Origin of the sequence: Shinella zoogloeoides (assembly GCF_030733845.1) — a bacterium.
Lineage (GTDB): Bacteria > Pseudomonadota > Alphaproteobacteria > Rhizobiales > Rhizobiaceae > Shinella > Shinella zoogloeoides_C.
Window position 1 is genome coordinate 1049069 of sequence record NZ_CP132311.1, and the last position, 17033, is coordinate 1066101.

General features: G+C 64.7%; 19 protein-coding genes. 15 read left to right on the forward strand and 4 right to left on the reverse strand.

Annotation, left to right across the window (positions count from 1 at the left end):
- The first annotated feature begins 13 nt into the window (after positions 1–13).
- Positions 14–790 (forward strand): SOS response-associated peptidase, encoded by a 777-nt coding sequence (locus Q9316_RS06145; RefSeq protein ID WP_306034345.1) that lies wholly within the window; start codon positions 14–16, stop codon positions 788–790.
- Positions 791–794: 4 nt separating this feature from the next.
- On the opposite strand, the gene Q9316_RS06150 is transcribed toward Q9316_RS06145, so the two are convergent.
- A complete protein-coding gene (locus Q9316_RS06150) occupies positions 795–974 on the reverse strand; it encodes a hypothetical protein (RefSeq protein WP_306034346.1) in 180 nt (59 codons plus the stop codon).
- A gap of 178 nt (positions 975–1152) precedes the next feature.
- Positions 1153–1278 (reverse strand): hypothetical protein, encoded by a 126-nt coding sequence (locus Q9316_RS06155; RefSeq protein WP_306034347.1) that lies wholly within the window; start codon positions 1276–1278, stop codon positions 1153–1155.
- A gap of 290 nt (positions 1279–1568) precedes the next feature.
- Between Q9316_RS06155 and cysS the strand changes: the two genes are divergently transcribed.
- The 9 genes from cysS (at position 1569) to rarD (ending at position 8847) form a co-directional block, all read left to right on the forward strand.
- Positions 1569–3002: a cysteine--tRNA ligase gene (gene cysS / locus Q9316_RS06160; RefSeq protein WP_306034348.1), complete on the forward strand. Its 1434-nt coding sequence runs from the start codon at positions 1569–1571 to the stop codon at positions 3000–3002.
- Between the two features lie 62 nt (positions 3003–3064).
- Positions 3065–3337 (forward strand): antitoxin, encoded by a 273-nt coding sequence (locus Q9316_RS06165; protein ID WP_306034349.1) that lies wholly within the window; start codon positions 3065–3067, stop codon positions 3335–3337.
- A gap of 14 nt (positions 3338–3351) precedes the next feature.
- Positions 3352–3750: a type II toxin-antitoxin system VapC family toxin gene (locus Q9316_RS06170; RefSeq protein WP_306035230.1), complete on the forward strand. Its 399-nt coding sequence runs from the start codon at positions 3352–3354 to the stop codon at positions 3748–3750.
- A complete protein-coding gene (locus tag Q9316_RS06175; RefSeq protein WP_306034350.1) occupies positions 3747–4229 on the forward strand; it encodes a GFA family protein in 483 nt (160 codons plus the stop codon). Before Q9316_RS06170 ends, Q9316_RS06175 begins: the two co-directional genes overlap by 4 nt.
- Positions 4226–4717, forward strand: a complete 492-nt coding sequence (locus Q9316_RS06180) for a GFA family protein (RefSeq protein ID WP_306034351.1) — start codon at positions 4226–4228, stop codon at positions 4715–4717. Before Q9316_RS06175 ends, Q9316_RS06180 begins: the two co-directional genes overlap by 4 nt.
- A gap of 3 nt (positions 4718–4720) precedes the next feature.
- Positions 4721–5194, forward strand: a complete 474-nt coding sequence (locus Q9316_RS06185) for a GFA family protein (RefSeq protein WP_306034352.1) — start codon at positions 4721–4723, stop codon at positions 5192–5194.
- The gene (pip, locus tag Q9316_RS06190) at positions 5191–6150 is read left to right on the forward strand and encodes a prolyl aminopeptidase (RefSeq protein ID WP_306034353.1); all 960 of its coding nucleotides are present in this window, start codon (positions 5191–5193) and stop codon (positions 6148–6150) included. Before Q9316_RS06185 ends, pip begins: the two co-directional genes overlap by 4 nt.
- Before the next feature lie 28 nt (positions 6151–6178).
- Positions 6179–7792 carry a citramalate synthase gene (gene cimA, locus Q9316_RS06195; RefSeq protein ID WP_306034354.1) on the forward strand — a complete coding sequence of 538 codons (1614 nt, stop codon included), beginning with the start codon at positions 6179–6181 and terminating at the stop codon, positions 7790–7792.
- Positions 7793–7902: 110 nt separating this feature from the next.
- Positions 7903–8847: an EamA family transporter RarD gene (rarD, locus tag Q9316_RS06200; protein WP_306034355.1), complete on the forward strand. Its 945-nt coding sequence runs from the start codon at positions 7903–7905 to the stop codon at positions 8845–8847.
- Positions 8848–8908: 61 nt separating this feature from the next.
- On the opposite strand, the gene Q9316_RS06205 is transcribed toward rarD, so the two are convergent.
- Complete coding sequence (locus Q9316_RS06205) at positions 8909–9529, reverse strand: TIGR00730 family Rossman fold protein (RefSeq protein ID WP_306034356.1); 621 nt, start codon at positions 9527–9529, stop codon at positions 8909–8911.
- Between the two features lie 160 nt (positions 9530–9689).
- On the opposite strand from Q9316_RS06205, the gene Q9316_RS06210 reads away from it, so the two are divergent.
- Both Q9316_RS06210 and Q9316_RS06215 read left to right on the forward strand, forming a co-directional pair.
- Positions 9690–11882, forward strand: a complete 2193-nt coding sequence (locus Q9316_RS06210) for a LysM peptidoglycan-binding domain-containing protein (RefSeq protein ID WP_306034357.1) — start codon at positions 9690–9692, stop codon at positions 11880–11882.
- 190 nt (positions 11883–12072) lie between these two features.
- Positions 12073–13968 carry an ABCB family ABC transporter ATP-binding protein/permease gene (locus Q9316_RS06215; protein ID WP_306034358.1) on the forward strand — a complete coding sequence of 632 codons (1896 nt, stop codon included), beginning with the start codon at positions 12073–12075 and terminating at the stop codon, positions 13966–13968.
- Here Q9316_RS06215 and Q9316_RS06220 read toward each other — a convergent pair whose 3' ends face one another.
- On the reverse strand, positions 13969–14379 hold the full coding sequence (locus Q9316_RS06220) for a VOC family protein (protein WP_371877966.1): 411 nt from the start codon (positions 14377–14379) through the stop codon (positions 13969–13971).
- Between the two features lie 349 nt (positions 14380–14728).
- On the opposite strand from Q9316_RS06220, the gene Q9316_RS06225 reads away from it, so the two are divergent.
- From Q9316_RS06225 to Q9316_RS06235, 3 genes are all read left to right on the forward strand, one after another.
- Positions 14729–15427 carry a phosphatidylserine decarboxylase gene (locus Q9316_RS06225; RefSeq protein WP_306034359.1) on the forward strand — a complete coding sequence of 233 codons (699 nt, stop codon included), beginning with the start codon at positions 14729–14731 and terminating at the stop codon, positions 15425–15427.
- Positions 15428–15542: 115 nt separating this feature from the next.
- Positions 15543–16394 carry a CDP-alcohol phosphatidyltransferase family protein gene (locus tag Q9316_RS06230; protein ID WP_306034360.1) on the forward strand — a complete coding sequence of 284 codons (852 nt, stop codon included), beginning with the start codon at positions 15543–15545 and terminating at the stop codon, positions 16392–16394.
- Between the two features lie 134 nt (positions 16395–16528).
- Positions 16529–16984 carry a MarR family winged helix-turn-helix transcriptional regulator gene (locus Q9316_RS06235; protein ID WP_306034361.1) on the forward strand — a complete coding sequence of 152 codons (456 nt, stop codon included), beginning with the start codon at positions 16529–16531 and terminating at the stop codon, positions 16982–16984.
- The last annotated feature ends 49 nt before the right edge of the window (positions 16985–17033 follow it).

The window sequence follows — 17033 nt, forward strand, 5'->3', positions numbered from 1 at the left end:
CGATGACGACGCCATGTGTGGACGATTTGCATTGCTGGCGAAGACGGACCTCGCCGAGGCCTATTTCGACCTTGCCGAACTGGACGACCTGCCCGAGCGCTACAACATCGCGCCGACGCAGCCGATCCTGATCGTCGTCGCGGACGACAGGCAGAGGCCGGGAAGCAACCTGCCGGAACGCAAGGCGATGCTGGTGCGCTGGGGCTTCATGCCCGGCTGGGTGAAGGACCCGCGCGACTTTCCGCTGCTCATCAATGCGCGTTCGGAGACGGCGATCGGCAAGGCCTCGTTCCGCGCCGCCATGCGCCACCGCCGCATCCTCGTGCCGGCCACCGGCTTCTTCGAATGGCGCCGGCCGGAGGAGAAGGGCGCGAAGGCGCAGGCCTATTTCATCCGCCCGAAAAAGGGCGAGATCGTCGCCTTCGCCGGCCTCATGGAGACCTGGTCGTCGGCCGACGGCTCGGAGGTCGATACCGGCGCGATCCTGACGACGGCGGCGAACAACGACATTTCCCGCATTCACGACCGCATGCCGGTCGTCATCCGCCAGGAGGATTTCGCGCGCTGGCTCGACTGCAAGACGCAGGAACCGCGCGACGTGGTGGACCTGATGCGGCCGATCGACGATGGCTTCTTCGAGGCTATCCCCATCTCCGACAAGGTGAATAAGGTCGCCAATATGGGGCCGGATATTCTGGAACCGGTCGAGGAACGCGCTGAGATGCCGGCGAAGGAAACGAAAAAGGGCGCAGAAGCGCCCCCGTCATCGGATCAGCTCTCGCTCTTCTGAGCGATCAGTCGTCGTGCAACTGAAGCACGGCCGGAAGATCGCGCTTGCGGCGCACATCGGCGGACTTGATCTCCGGCTTGCAGCGCGTGGCGGCGACAACGGCGGGCAGGCCGAGCGGCTTGTAGCGCTCCTGCAGGTTCTCGTTGGCGGCGTGCTGTACCGGTTGTTTCTTTGCGGTCGACATTTCATTCTCCTGAGGTGGTTTCATCAGGCAGCCCCGTATATCCCCCGGTCGCTACCCCCGATGAGCCATGCATTTACAGGCCCCATTCGGCCAAATTCTGCTCAAATTTTGATCGCACTGCGGCGGCGGCCCGAAACCACCGGTTTTGGCGGTCAACAATTGTGACCGGCGCTAACATTCATTTTGCGGGATTCTGCCGCACTTTTACCAGCAGCGCGGCCGCCACGACGGCGCGGATGGCCACCGGATTGTAGCGGGCGACGAGGTTGGCCTCGGGGCGGGACGGGGTCTTTGCGGCGTTCATGATGCTGGTCCTTCGATCTGTTGGCCTGGTGCCTCTCTTCTTGCATGGAAGCGCCGGGCGGCCTGTCACCGTGGTAACAGGCGGAACGGACAGGATTTTCGCTCGGGAGGGCATGCGCCCGCTTGACCGCACGTCCGCGCGGCGCGATAAAGCAAGCCATGAAAACGGTACTCTGCATTCGCCGGAGCATTATTCGCTAGCGCACGCGCTGGCCCGGCCGTTTTCGTCCCCCAAAATCCCCGGATGACAACGACCCGGCCAGCCGGGTGCACGCATTTTGGGAGATTCCTATGGCCGATAAGCCGGTCCTGACGCTGTACAACACGCTCACGCGCTCGAAGGAGGCCTTCGCCCCCATCGATCCCGACAATGTGCGCATGTATGTCTGCGGCCCGACGGTCTATGATTTCGCCCATATCGGCAATGCGCGGCCGGTCATCGTCTTCGACGTGCTGTTCCGGCTGTTGCGCCATGTCTATGGCGAGAGCCATGTCACCTATGCGCGCAACATCACGGATGTCGACGACAAGATCAACGCGCGGGCGCTTCGCGATTTCGGCGGCGAGATCGCCGACGGCACGCTGTCGCTCAACGAGGCGATCCGCCGCGTGACGGAGAAGACGGCGAACCAGTTCCACGCCGACATCGTTGCGCTCGGCGCCATGCCGCCGACCTATGAGCCGCGCGCGACCGAGTTCGTCGAGCCGCGCGCGGACGGCAAGGTGGACATGATCACCTTGATTCAACGTCTCATCGAACGTGGCCATGCCTATGTTGCCAATGGCGAAGTGCTGTTCGACACGCAGTCGATGGCCGACTATGGCGACCTCTCCAAGCGCAATCTCGACGAGCAGCAGGCCGGCGCCCGCATCGCCGTCGACGCGCACAAGAAAAACCCCGGCGACTTCGTGCTGTGGAAGCTCTCCTCGCCGGAAGAGCCGGGCTGGGCCTCTCCCTGGGGCCGCGGTCGTCCGGGCTGGCATATCGAGTGCTCGGCCATGTCCGCCGCCTATCTCGGCGAGGTCTTCGACATTCACGGCGGCGGCCTCGACCTCATCTTCCCGCACCACGAGAACGAGATCGCCCAGTCGCGCTGCGCGCATGGCACCAAGGTCATGGCGAATGTGTGGATGCACAACGGCTTCCTGCAGGTCGAAGGCCGCAAGATGTCGAAGTCGGAAGGCAATTTCTTCACGATCGCCGAACTGCTGCACGAAGAAAAGTTCGGCGGCCGCAAATGGCCGGGCGAGGTGCTGCGCCTTGCTATGCTGATGACGCACTACCGCGAGCCGATCGACTTCAGCGTGAAGCGCCTCGAAGAGGCCGAGCGGCTCATCGCCAAGTGGCCGACAGGCGGCGACCCGGCACAGGGCCGCGTGGATGAGAGCGTTCGCGCGCCGCTGCTCGACGACCTCAACACGGTCGCCGCCGTGCAGGCCCTGCACGCGCTCGCCCAATGCGCCAACAACGATGCGCTGATGCTGCCGGTCTTCGCCGCCAGCGCCCGGCTTCTCGGCGTGCTGCCGAAGAAAGCGGAAGTCTCCAAGGCGCTGGAGGACAGCATCGACACGCTCATCCAACTTCGCCTCGAAATGCTGAAGGCGAAGAATTTCGCGGAAGCCGACAAGATCCGCGACGACCTTTCCTCGAAGGGCGTCCAGCTCAAGGACGGCAAGGACCCGGCAACGGGCGAGCGCGTGACGACGTGGGAGGTGAAGCGGTGAGGTTGTGTAGGGCTCGGTGAAGGCATATGCTTAGGCATATGCCGAAATCCATGGAGGTCGCTATGAATGCAAGACCGCAGGACGTGACTGAAGCAGCGCAGGAGCGGGAGGTGAAACTTTTCCGCAACGGCCGCAATCAGGCCGTTCGCATTCCTGTCGAGTTCGAACTTCCCGGCAACGAGGCGGTGATGCGCAAGGAAGGCGACCGCCTCATCCTTGAGCCGAAGCCGAGAAAAATGGGGTTGGCCGCCCTGCTTGCGACCTTTGAACCCTGGGAAGGCGAATTTCCGGAATTAGACGAAACGACGCCGCCTCCGGAGGATGTCGAGCTGTGACCACCTTTCGCTACATGCTCGACACCAACATTATTTCGGACATGGTTCGCAATCCCGAGGGTGCGGCCGCCGGCCGCGCGACCGCGGTGCCGACGGACGAACTCTGTACAAGCGCCATAGTCGCTTCGGAATTGCGCTACGGCTTGAGGAAAAAGGGAGCCGTTTCCCTGGCTCGCCGCGTCGAGGCCGTTCTGGAGGAGATCACGATTCTTCCCTACGACCCGCCGGTCTCCTTTGCCTATGCGCAAACGCGCGATGTGCTCGAACGCAAGGGACAGCCTATCGGCTATACAGACCTCTTCATCGCCGCCCACGCCCTGTCGCTCGACCTGACGCTAGTCACGGCGAACGTTCGCGAATTCTCGCGGGTGGAGGGTCTGAAGGTCGAAAACTGGTTGGAGCCGGAATCATGACCACACCCTTCTATACCGGCGGGTGCCAGTGCGGCGCCGTGCGCTTTCATGTCGAGGGAGCACTCGGCGATGCGTCGGTCTGTCATTGCCGCATGTGCCAGAAGGCGAGCGGCAATTTCTACCTGCCGCTCGTCTCCGTGCGGCAGGCAAGGCTCACCTGGACGCGGGGAGAGCCCAGGCGCTTCCAGTCGTCGAACCACGGCTATCGCGGCTTCTGCGCGGATTGCGGCACGCCGCTGACCTACGAGGCGCCGGATGGCGTGGCGCTCACCATCGCCGCCTTCGATGATCCGGCCGAGATTGCGCCGCGCATCCAGTGGGGCATCGAGGCGAAGCTGCCCTATGTTGATGCGATCCGTGACCTGCCGGGCGAGGAGACGATGGCCGATCAGGATGCGGCCTCCTTCCTTGCCGATCTCGTCTCCTACCAGCATCCCGACCACGACACGGACGAATGGCCGCCGGAGCGCAAGCCATGAGCATATCGCGCATCTTTACCGGCGGCTGCCAGTGCGGCGCGGTGCGCTACCGCGTCGAAGGCACGCTGGCCGATCCGCACCTTTGCCATTGCCGCATGTGCCAGAAGGCGGCCGGCAACTATTTCCTGCCGCTCGCCAATGCACCGCGCGAGAGGATTTCCGTCACCCGCGGCAAGCCCGGCTGGTTCAAGTCCTCGGATATCGTGCGGCGCGGCTTCTGCCGGGACTGCGGCACGCCGCTTTTCTATGAGGAACAGGGCTCGGGGCATATCAATGTGACGCTCGGCTCGCTCGACGATCCCGACGATCTGCGCCCCGCCGCCCAGTCCGGCGTCGAATCGCGCGTTGTCTGGTTTTCGCAATTGCCGAAGCTTCCCGAGCACGAGAGCAATGAAGGGGAATGCGGCGAGACGCGCCATGTGACGATCCGCGACTCGAACCGCCAGCATCCCGACTACGACACCGATCACTGGCCGCCGGAGGAGTAAGACATGACCGAAACCGTTCGTACCGGAGGCTGCCAGTGCGGCGCCGTCCGCTTCCGCATCAAGGGAGAGCTCGGCCGTCCGTCGATCTGCCATTGCCGCATGTGCCAGAAGCAGTTCGGCGGCTTCTTCGGCCCGCTCGTCACCGCCAAGGGCGAGACGGAATGGACGCGCGAGGAGCCGACCTACTTCCAGTCGTCGATCAACATCGCCCGCGGCTTCTGCAAGCAGTGCGGCACGCCGCTCACCTACAAGCATCCCGGCGGGCTGGAGATCGCCATCGGCGCCTTCGACGACCGCAGCGATCTGGCGCCGCAGATCCAGGTCAATTACGGCGCGCGCCTTCCGTGGGTCGAGGCGATCTTCTCCGCCCCGGTCCATGACGACCCGGACTATTACAGCCAGCAGGAGAAGATCATCTCCTTCCAGCACCCCGACCACGAAACCGAAAACTGGCCTGCCCACGGACTGAAATTATGAGCGAAGCCTTGCGTACCCTCTATCCCGAGATCGAACCCTATGCCTCGGGCCATCTCGACGTCGGCGACGGGCATCTCGTCTACTGGGAGCGCGTCGGCACGCCGGGCGCCAAGCCGGCGGTCTTCCTGCATGGAGGGCCTGGCGGCACGATCTCGCCGAGCCATCGCCGCCTGTTCGATCCCGACCTTTACGACGTGACGCTTTTCGACCAGCGCGGCTGCGGCAAGTCCACGCCGCATGCCTGGCTCGACGCCAACACGACCTGGCACCTCGTCGCCGACATTGAGCGGTTGCGCGAGATGGCGGGTGCGCGGGAATGGCTGGTCTTCGGCGGGTCCTGGGGCTCGACGCTGGCGCTCGCCTATGCGGAAAAACACCCCGAACGGGTGTCCGAACTCGTCCTTCGCGGCATCTACATGCTCACCAAAGCCGAACTCGACTGGTATTACCAGTTCGGCGTCTCGGAAATGTTCCCCGACAAGTGGGAGCGCTTCGTGGCACCGATCGCGCCGGAAGAGCGCCACGAGATGATGCAGGCCTACTATCGTCGCCTGACCGGTGACGACAAGGCGGTGCGCATCGCCGCCGCCAAGGCCTGGAGCCTCTGGGAGGGCGAGACGATCACGCTCTTGCCGGAGCCCGCGACGAGCGGCCGCTTCGGCGAGGACGAGTTCGCCGACGCCTTCGCGCGGCTGGAAACCCACTTCTTCGTCAATGCCGGCTGGCTGGAGGAAGGTCAGCTTTTGCGCGATGCGCACAAGCTGAAGGACATTCCCGGCGTCATCGTGCACGGCCGCTACGACATGCCGTGCCCGGCGAAGAATGCCTGGGCGCTGCACAAGGCCTGGCCGCGGTCGGAATTCTATCTGATCGAAGGGGCGGGGCATGCCTATTCGGAGCCCGGCATCCTCGACCGGCTGATTTATGCGACCGACACATTCGCCGGCAAGAAGTAAGACAAGACTGCCTCCCGGGAGGGAACTCATGAAAGACCGTATCTACCTTTTCGACACCACGCTGCGCGACGGCCAGCAGACCCCCGGCATCGACTTTTCCGTCGAGGACAAGATCGCGATCGCCGGCATGCTGGATGCGTTCGGCCTGGACTATGTCGAGGGCGGCTATCCGGGCGCCAATCCGACGGATACGGCTTTCTTCTCGAAGAAGCGCACCGGCAGCGCGAAATTCGTCGCCTTCGGCATGACGAAACGCGCCGGCGTTTCCGCCTCCAACGATCCCGGCCTTGCCGCTCTGCTCGGCTCGAGGAGCGATGCCATCTGTCTCGTGGCGAAGAGCTGGGACTATCATGTGCGTGTCGCGCTCGGCTGTTCCAACGAGGAGAACCTCGAAAGCATCGCCGAATCCGTGAAGGCCGTCGCCGCCTCCGGGCGTGAGGCCATGGTCGACTGCGAGCATTTCTTCGACGGCTACAAGGCCAATCCGGACTATGCGCTGGCATGCGCCACGACGGCTTTTCATTCCGGCGCGCGCTGGGTCGTGCTCTGCGACACCAATGGCGGCACGCAGCCTTCCGAGGTGCAGGCGATCGTGAAGGCGGTGGTGGCCGCTGGCGTGCCGGGCGAAAACCTCGGCATCCACGCGCACAATGATACGGGGCAGGCGGTCGCCAATTCGCTCGCCGCCGTCGAGGCCGGCGTGCGCCAGATCCAGGGCACACTGAACGGCATCGGCGAGCGCTGCGGCAATGCCAATCTCGTGACGCTCATCCCGACGCTGGCGCTGAAGGAAGCCTACAGTGCCCGTTTCGAGATCGGCATCGACTCGGAAAAGCTCACCGGCCTCACCAAGCTGGCACACACATTCGACGAGCTGCTGAACCGTTCGCCGGACCATCAGGCGCCCTATGTCGGCGCCTCTGCCTTCGCCACCAAGGCCGGCATCCACGCCTCGGCGCTCCTGAAGGACCCGCGCACTTACGAGCATGTCACGCCGGAAAGCGTCGGCAACCTGCGCAAGGTCATGGTGTCGGACCAGGGTGGCAAGGCGAATTTCATCAATGCTCTGAAGCTGCGCGGCATTACGGTCGGCAAGGACGATCCGAAGCTCGACCGCCTCATCCAGATCGTCAAGGAGCGCGAGGCGACCGGCTATGCCTATGAGGGCGCGGATGCGAGCTTTGCGCTGCTCGCCTATCGCACGCTCGGCTCGGTGCCGGATTTCTTCCATGTCGAAAGCTTCCGTGTCATGGTCGAGCGCCGCTACGACGTCAACGGCCAGCTCAAGACGGTGTCGGAAGCGGTGGTGCGCGTCGTCGTCGACGGCGAGACCATGATGTCGGTCGCCGAAGGCCACGGCCCGGTCAATGCGCTCGACCTTGCGCTGCGCAAGGACCTCGGCAAGTACCAGGCCGAGATCGCCGACCTGGAACTGGCGGACTACAAGGTGCGTATCCTCAATGGCGGCACGGAAGCCATCACGCGGGTCCTCATCGAATCGACCGATGCCTCCGGCGCGCGCTGGTGGACCGTCGGCGTCTCCGACAACATCATCGACGCCTCCTTCCAGGCGCTGATGGACTCCATCGTCTACAAGCTCCTGAAGAACCGCGGGGAGGCCGGAAGGGTTGCGGCGGAATAGCGCCAAGGTTCAGCGAAGCTCAATCATCCCTTCACCGGAATGAATTGGTGCATTCACGATCGTTGGAGTATCCGGTCGAGGAATCCGATAAATCGACGGGAATTGACACCATGGCCGACGCAAATTCCTCCAGCGGCCCCCAGGCAGGCGATTCGCCGCGCGGTTTCGTCTTCGCCCTGATCGCCTACGTGCTCTGGGGCTTCCTGCCCTTCTTCATGAAGGCGGTGGCGCATATTCCGGCATCCGAAGTGGTGGCGCATCGCATCATCTGGTCGGTGCCGCTGGCCGGCCTCGTGCTGATCTGGCTCGGCCGCACCAGCGAGATCAAGGTGGCGCTGCGCTCGCCGCGCATGCTGGCGATGGCGACGCTGACGGCGTCGCTGATCACCATCAACTGGGGCATCTATGTCTGGGCGATCGGCGCCGGCCGCGCCATCGAGACGGCGCTCGGCTACTATATCAACCCGCTCTTCTCGATCTTCCTCGGCGCCGTTCTCCTGAAGGAGAAGCTGGACCCGGCGCAGATGGTGGCCATCGCGCTTGCCGCCTGCGCGGTGGCGATCCTCGCCTTCGATGCGGGCGGCCTGCCGTGGGTATCGCTCAGCCTCTGCTTTTCCTGGGGCTTCTACGCCTTCTTCCGCAAGACGCTGCCGATCGGGCCGAACCAGGGCTTCTTCCTCGAAGTGCTGCTGCTCAGCGTGCCGGCGCTCGGCTACGTGATCTGGCTCGAAGCGTCGGGCAAGGGCCATTTCGGCGATACGGGCTTGGCCGACGTGCTGTGGCTGCTGGCCTGCGGCATCGTCACGGCGGTCCCGCTGATGATCTACGCCAATGGCGCGAAGCTACTGCGCCTCTCCACCATCGGCATCATGCAGTATATCGCGCCGACCATGATCTTCTTCATCGCCGTCTTCGCCTTCGGCGAACCCTTCGGCACGACGAAGCTCATCGCCTTCGCCTTCATCTGGGCAGCGCTTATCCTCTATTCCGGCTCGATGCTGCGCACGGCCCGCGCAAAGCGCGTAGCGGCGGCGGAACTCCGGGCCGCAGAATAGGCAAATGAAAAAAGCCGGAGGGGAAAATCCTCCGGCTTTCGCAATCTCTTGAAAGTGCGCTTCAGAGCCGCGCGATGATCTCGGCTTCGCCTTCGCGGTCGATCTGCCCCGCCCAATGGTCGAGCAGCGCCGCGACGATCTCCTCCGGCTCGTCGATGACGAGCGGCTGGACGAGATGGGCGGTGTGGATGAAGCCTTCGTCGGCCATGTGGCGGATGAGCTTCAGCATCGGATCCCAGAAGCCGCCGATATTGGCGAAGACCATCGGCTTGCGGTGCCGGCCGAGCTGCGCCCAGGTCATCACCTCGACGATCTCCTCCAGCGTGCCGATGCCGCCCGGCAGCGCGACGAAGGCGTCGGCGCGCTCGAACATCTTGTGTTTGCGCTCGTGCATGTCGGGCGTGATGATCAACTCGCTGAGCTGGCCGAGCGAATGACGCGTGGCCTCCATATCCACGAGGAATTGCGGTATGATACCGGTGACGCGGCCGCCATGCGAGAGCACGCCGCTGGCGACCGCGCCCATGATGCCCTTCGTGCCGCCGCCATAGACGAGGCGCAGGTGGTTCTCGGCCATCGCCTTGCCGAGCTGCCGCCCGGCGTTGATATAGGCGGACTCGCGGCCCGGCTGGGAGCCGCAGTAAACGCAGACGGATCGAATCGGCAGGGTTTGTTCGCTCATGGGGGGATTCAGACACCCGGCCGGGAGCCCGTCAAGGATAATGACGGAAAAACCTGGGCCACACGGCCCGGAACGTCCCCGCAACCTTGTGCTGGACACGGGGAATCGATAGCAGTTTGCTTAGGGGACTCCCCGGGAAACCGGGACAGAGAGAGAGTTGATGATGAAGAACAAGACCGGCCTGGTGGCTCTGATCGTGCTGGCGGCGGCAACGTTGCTCATGGTTTTCTTTGTGCTGCCCAACATGAACAAGGACAAGCCGGCGGAAACACCCGTAGCGACGCTCGTCGAAAAGCCGGCCGAGGGCGGCAAGACCGCCAAGGCGGATGGCCAGGAGGCAAGCGCCACCAGCGAAGAGGCGGCTGGCGAGAAGCCAGCGGGCGGTGAAGAAGCCGCCGGAACCGCAACCCAGGAAATTGCCAAGGCGGATCCGGCTCCGGCCGATGCCGCCGCCGGCTGGGTCACGCCCGCCTTCGATCTCCTGCGTGTCGAGCCGGACGGCTCCACCGTGATCGCCGGGCGCGGCCAGCCGAACACCAAGCTCGAAATCATGAACGGCGACACCGTCGTCGCCACGGCCGATATCGGTCCGGCGGGCGATTTCGCGGCTGTCTTCGAGCAGCCGCTGGCGGCCGGCGACTATCAGCTGACGCTCAGCACCAAGGATGACAAGGGCGTCTCCAAGACATCGGAAGAGGTCGCGACCGTGTCCGTGCCGAAGAACGGCGATGGCGAACTGCTCGCCATGGTGTCCAAGCCGGGCGAGGCGAGCCGCCTGATCACGGTGCCGGATGCGGCCGAGAAGGCGCAGAAGACCGTCGATCAGGCTGCCGGCGACACGGCTGCTACGACGGCGACCAGCACGGAGACCGCGTCGGCCGATAGCACGCCGACCGCTGGCGACACCGCAGGCGCGACCGCGACCGGTACGGCCGCCAAGGCCGAGGTTCGCGTTTCCGCGATCGAGCTGGAAGGCGAGCGCATGTTCATCGCCGGTACGGCCAAGCCCGGCGCTCTGGTGCGCATCTATGCCGACGACAAGCTCGTCGGCGAGGCGAAGGCGGACGAACAGGGCCGCTACGTGGCTGATGGCACGATCGATCTTTCGGTCGGCCGCCATACGGTCCGCGCCGACGTGATGAGCCCCGACGGCGGCAAGGTCGATTTCCGCGCCTCCGTTCCGTTCGACCGGCCGGAGGGCGAGCAGGTCGCCGTGGTGGCGCAGGACAGCGCGACCGGCGATGCCGGCCCGGCGCTCGGCCTCATCGGCGGCGGCACCTTCGACAAGCTGCGCACGGAAGCCGACAAGGCGGTGGCGCTCCTCAAGGGGCTCTATGCGAACGGCCGCCTGCCGAGTGCAGAAGAGCTTGCCGCCGCGCGCTCGGCGACGGAGATCGCGCTGAAGTCGCTGGCCGAGTTCCGGCCCGGTGCGGAAGAGGGGCAAGCTGCCCGCGACATGGCCGCCAAGGCCTCCGCCGCGGCGGCTGCCGCGCTCGCGCGTATCCAGTCGCTGCCGGCCGATGCCGCCGCCGTCGGCGATGCGCTCGGTTCGATCGAGACGGCCGTTGCCGACGCGCTGTCGCCGGCCATCGAAAAGGCACAGGCTGCCGCAAGCGACGTCACCGCTGCGGCGGATACCTCCATCGAATCGCTCGCCGCGCAGGCGACGGCGCTCCAGCAGCAGTTCGCGACGCTGTTCTCCGACGGCCGCAATGCGACCGCCGCGGAAATCCAGACCGCCCGCACGGCGCTGGAAGGCGCGCTCAAGGCCATCACCGGCTTTGCCCCGCCGTCCGGTGCGGCGGCCGACGTCACCGCGGCCATCGAGAAGCTGAAGGGCTGGGCTTCGACCGCGCTCGACCGCCTCGCAGCCGTTCCGGCAGGCGCCGGCAAGGAGGCCTACCAGCAGGCGCTCGTGGCGCTCGAGGGCATGCCGTCTCTGGTCGCCGCCGCTAATGCCGTGGCGAGCGCTACCGAAGGCGCGGCTTCCGCAACGGCAGGGTCGGCGACGTCCGAAACTGCCACGGCGGAAAGCGGCACGGCCACCGGCGGCCAGAATCCCGCCTCGGGCAGTGAGCAGGCGGTGGCCGAGGAGCCGGAAACGGTGGAACAGGCGCCGCTCAAGGAAAGCAAGACCTCGGTCATCATCCGCCGTGGCGATACGCTCTGGCAGATTTCTCGCCGCATCTACGGCAAGGGCGTGCGCTACACGACCATCTATCTCGCCAACGAGGACCAGATATCGAACCCCGACCGCATCATTCCCGGCCAGGTCTTCGGCGTGCCGGACAAGGCTGCCGAGAGCGATGTCGATGCGGAAAAGATGCACCGCAAGCATATGCGGGAAAATTGATCGCTGTTATTTCCCGCCGGCCGTTGCGAAACGGCCGGCAAGGTCCTATCTCCGCGATGCGGCGCCCCCCACCGGGCGCCGCATTTTCATTCAGGCGTCCTGAAGCAGTTCCAGCAAAAGTATGCGGCGGTTCCGGCCGCATCGCGTGAAATCCAGACATGAGGCCGGCGGCGGTCCGGCGGAGGCCAGCGTGGCAACGACGACGAAGAAGACGGTTTCGGCCGATGACAGCAATCTCCTCCACACGCTGGTGAACCTGTGGCCCTATATGTGGCCGAGCGACCGGCCGGACCTGAAGATGCGGGTCGTCTGGGCGACGGTCTTCCTGCTCGCCTCCAAGATCGTGCTGCTGCTCGTGCCCTATTTCTTCAAATGGGCGACCGATGCGCTGAACGACAAGCCGGACGCCGTCAGCCTGCTGCCGACGTTCCTCCTCGGCGCCGTCATGCTGGTGCTTGCCTATAACGGCGCGCGCATCCTGCAGGCCGGGCTCAACCAGCTTCGCGACGCGCTTTTCGCCAGCGTCGGGCAATATGCCGTGCGCCAGCTTGCCTACCGTACCTTCGTGCACCTGCACCGCCTGTCGCTGCGTTTCCATCTGGAGCGGCGCACCGGCGGCCTCTCGCGCGTCATCGAGCGCGGCACCAAGGGCATCGAGACGATCGTGCGCTTCACGATCCTCAACAGCGTGCCGACCTTCATCGAGTTCCTGCTGACCGCCGCCGTCTTCTGGCAGGGCTACGGACTGCAATATCTCGCCGTCACCGCCGTCACCGTCTGGCTCTACATCTGGTTCACGGTGCGGGCGAGCGACTGGCGCATCTCCATCCGCCGGTCGATGAACGACAGCGACACCGAGGCCAACACCAAGGCGATCGATTCGCTTCTGAATTTCGAGACGGTCAAATATTTCGGCAACGAGGAGATGGAGGCCCGCCGCTTCGACCAGTCCATGGAGCGCTACGAGAAGTCGGCGACCCAGGTCTGGACCTCGCTCGGCTGGCTGAACTTCGGCCAGGCGCTGATCTTCGGCGTCGGCATGGCGATCATGATGGCCATGTCCGCGCTTGCCGTGCAGCGCGGCGAGCAGACGGTCGGCGATTTCGTTTTCATCAACGCGATGCTGATCCAACTCGCCATCCCGCTCAACTTCATCGGCTTCGTCTACCGCGAAATCCGCCAGGGCCTGACGGACATCGAACAGATGTTCGATCTGCTTGAGGTGGAGCAGGAGGTGCAGGACAAGCCGGGCGCGGCGGCGCTTGCCGTTTCAGACGGCGCGATCTCCTTCAAGGATGTGCATTTCGCCTACGATCCAGCGCGGCCGATCCTCAAGGGCATTTCCTTCGATGTGCCGGCCGGCAAGACCGTCGCCGTCGTCGGGCCCTCGGGCGCGGGCAAATCGACGCTCTCGCGGCTGCTCTATCGCTTCTATGACGTGCAGCAGGGCACGATCACCATCGACGGGCAGGATGTGCGGGACGTCACGCAGAAGAGCCTGCGGTCGGTGATCGGCATGGTGCCGCAGGATACGGTGCTGTTCAACGACACGATCGCCTACAACATCCGCTACGGCCGCCCCGGCGCGAGCGACGAGGAGGTGACCGCCGCCGCCGAGGCCGCCCAGATCGGTCCGTTCATCCGCCATCTGCCCGAAGGGTTCAAGGCGATGGTGGGCGAGCGCGGCCTCAAACTCTCCGGCGGCGAGAAGCAGCGCGTCGCCATCGCCCGCACCATCCTCAAGAGCCCGCCGATCCTTATCCTCGACGAGGCGACGTCGGCGCTCGACACCCGCACGGAGCAGGAAATCCAGGCGGCGCTCGACGTGGTCTCGAAGAACCGCACGACCCTCGTCATCGCCCACCGCCTCTCCACCGTCATTTCGGCCGACGAGATCATCGTGCTGAAAGATGGCGTGATCGCCGAGCGCGGCACGCATGGCGAGCTGATGCAGCGCGAGGACGGCCTCTACGCCTCCATGTGGAGCCGCCAGCGCGAAGCCGTGCAGGCCGAGGAGCGGCTGAAGCAGGTGCGCGAGAGCGACGATCTCGGCATCGTCATGCGCGGCGCGCCGGCGGGAGAGTGATCAGTCGCTGGGGCCAGCAAAGAGGATCAGGTTGCCGTCCGGATCGACCACGATGAAGTTTAGCGCGCCCCAGGGCTGCGTCTTCAGCGTCAGGTGGAAGGACACGCCCACTGCCCGGTAGTCTCGAAAGAGCCGCTCGATGGCGGCTGCGCTGCCGAGCGTGATCGAGGCCGACAGCAGTTCTTCGCGCGCCCGGATATCCCCGACGAAGAGAGGCTCGCCGACGCGCCGCAGGCAGAGCCGCGCGCTGTCCCGTTCGACGACGCCGTAGAAGGGCGGGTCTCCATAGGTGAAATCGGCCGTGAAGCCGAGTTTTTCGGTGAAGAAGGCGAGGGACACGGCAAAGTCGGCCACATAGAGGACCGGCTCCGCGCCGGTGAGGATGGGCTGCTTTTCCGTTTCTTCGCTCATCGCCGTTTCCCTCCGGCAGTGCGATGAATGTCCGCTCCTGATTGCCCGATTGTCAATGGCACACCCCCCTTTGCCCTGCCGGGCATCTCCCCCTCAAGGGGGGAGATCGGCAGGAGGCAGGCACCTTGCTCAAAGCGCGACGCCAGCGATGGGCGGGACAGTGCTCCATCCAATCTCCCCCCTTGAGGGGGAGATGGCCGGCAGGCCAGAGGGGGGTATCCATCCGCTCACCTATCAAAAACCCATGCCAGCCGCGCGTCCGTTCTGGGGGCTATTCGCCGTGCTGCATTGCTCCCACCGCCATTTCACGCTAGGTCGATGGCGTGAAATCATCAGGAGATGTCGGAAGATGAGTTTGGTCGATACGATACGCAGCACCCTGGTGCCGATCCATCGGGAGGGCTGGAAGTTCGTGGCCGTCTTCTTCGTCGTGTCGCTGCTCCTCGGTCTCCTCTGGGAACCCTTGATGTGGATCGGCTTCGTGCTCACGGCCTGGTGCGCCTATTTCTTCCGCGATCCCGAGCGCCTGACGCCGCAGGACGACGACCTCGTCATCAGCCCGGCAGACGGCCGCGTCTCGGCCATCGCCATGGTGACACCGCCGGCCGAGCTGGAGCTTGGCGACCAGCCGATGCTGCGCATCTCGGTCTTCATGAACGTCTTCAATTGCCATGTGAACCGCGCGCCCATGCGCGGCCGCGTTTCGCGCGTCGCCTACCGCGCGGGGAAATTCCTCAATGCGGACCTCGACAAGGCGAGCCAGGAGAACGAGCGCAACGGCCTCGTCATCGAGAGCGCGCACGGCCCGATCGGCGTCGTGCAGATCGCCGGCCTCGTCGCCCGCCGCATCCTGTGCTGGACCTCGATGAACGACAATCTGGAGGCGGGCGAGCGCTTCGGCCTCATCCGCTTCGGCTCGCGCCTCGACGTTTTCCTGCCGGAAGGCGTGCAACCCCGCGTCAGCCTCGGCCAGACGGCGATCGCCGGCGAAACGGTGCTGGCGGAATTCGGTTCGGCCAAGGGCCCGGTCATCAGCCGTCGCGGCTAGGACGAGGGATTAGGAACTAGGCAGTAGGAACTAGGCAGTAGCCAATAGGGTTGTTGAACATTCAACTGCCTAACGCCTTCTGCCTACTGCCTCAATAACAACGAAGCGAAAAGAGATGGACACTCCGTTTCCACCCTATGAGCCGAATGGCCCGAACGACGAGGCGCGCGGTCCGCGCCTGCGGGAAATTCCGCTGCGTATCATCATCCCGAATGTCATCACGGTTCTGGCCATCTGCGCCGGCCTCACCGGCATACGGCTCGCCTTCGAGAACCGCTACGAGCTTGCCGTCGGCATGGTGCTGCTCGCCGCCTTCCTCGACGGTATCGACGGGCGCGTCGCGCGCCTCCTGAAGGCGACGTCGAAATTCGGCGGGCAGATGGATTCGCTTGCCGATATCGTCAATTTCGGCGTTGCGCCGGGACTCGTCCTCTATGTCTTCATCCTCGATCAGGCCCGCTCCTTCGGCTGGATCGCGGCGCTGATCTACGCGATTGCCGCGGGCCTGCGCCTCGCGCGCTTCAACGTGATGGCCGAGCGCGAGACCAAGGCGAAGTGGCAGACGGAATATTTCGTCGGCGTGCCGGCCCCGGCAGGCGCCATGCTGGTGCTGCTGCCGGTCTATCTCGGCTTTCTCGGCATCCCGCCGAGCCCGCTTTTCGCCTATCTTGCCTCCGGCTACACGATGCTGATCGGCTTCCTTTTGGTCAGCCGCCTGCCGGTCTGGTCGGGCAAGTCGGAAGGCAGCCGCATCCGCCGCGATCTCGTGCTGCCGGCAATCCTGCTCGTCGTGATCTATGTCGCGACATTGATGAGCTTCACCTGGGAGACCATGGTGGTGACGGTCGTCGGCTATCTCGCGACCCTGCCGTTCGGCGCGCGCTCCTGGCAGCGCAAATACGGCGGCTGGAGCGCACCGACGACACACGGCGCCAGCGAATTCCCCGAGGAACACGACGGCCCCTGATCCCGGGCCATCACATCCGCGTGAGCTTTGTCGAAGCCCTGTCCACCATCCGTGGGCAGGGCTTGATTTTTTGTTGCAGGTCGACTAACTAGCGAGCGAATAGATAGCAAGCTAATTATTTTTGGACTAGCGACATGAATATTACAGATCCGCGCGAGCGCCTTCTCGACGATCTCTCCCGCGTACAGCGCAAGATGCGCGCCCTTTTCGATGCCCGCGTGAAGGAGAGGGGCCTGACGCTGCCGCGTGCCCGCGCGCTGCTGATCCTCGGCCGCGGCGCACAGCTCAACCAGCGTGAACTGGCCGACGAACTCGACATCGAGACGCCGACGCTCGTGCGCCTGCTGGACGGCATGGAGAAGCAGGGCTTCATCGAGCGCCAGTCGGTGGAGGGCGATCGCCGCGCCAAGCAGATCGTCATGACGGCCTATGGCGCGACGGTGGCCGAAGAGGTGCTGGATCTTGCAAAATCCCTGCGCGCCGACGTGCTGAAAAGCATTTCAGCCGGCGACATGACGACGACTGTCAAGGTGTTCGCCGCCATGTCGGAGAACATCGCCAAGAGCTGTCGGGAGAGCGTGGAGGCATGAGCGCCGTTCCCGCCACCGATCCACGCGGGACGGAGGACGAGCTCACGGA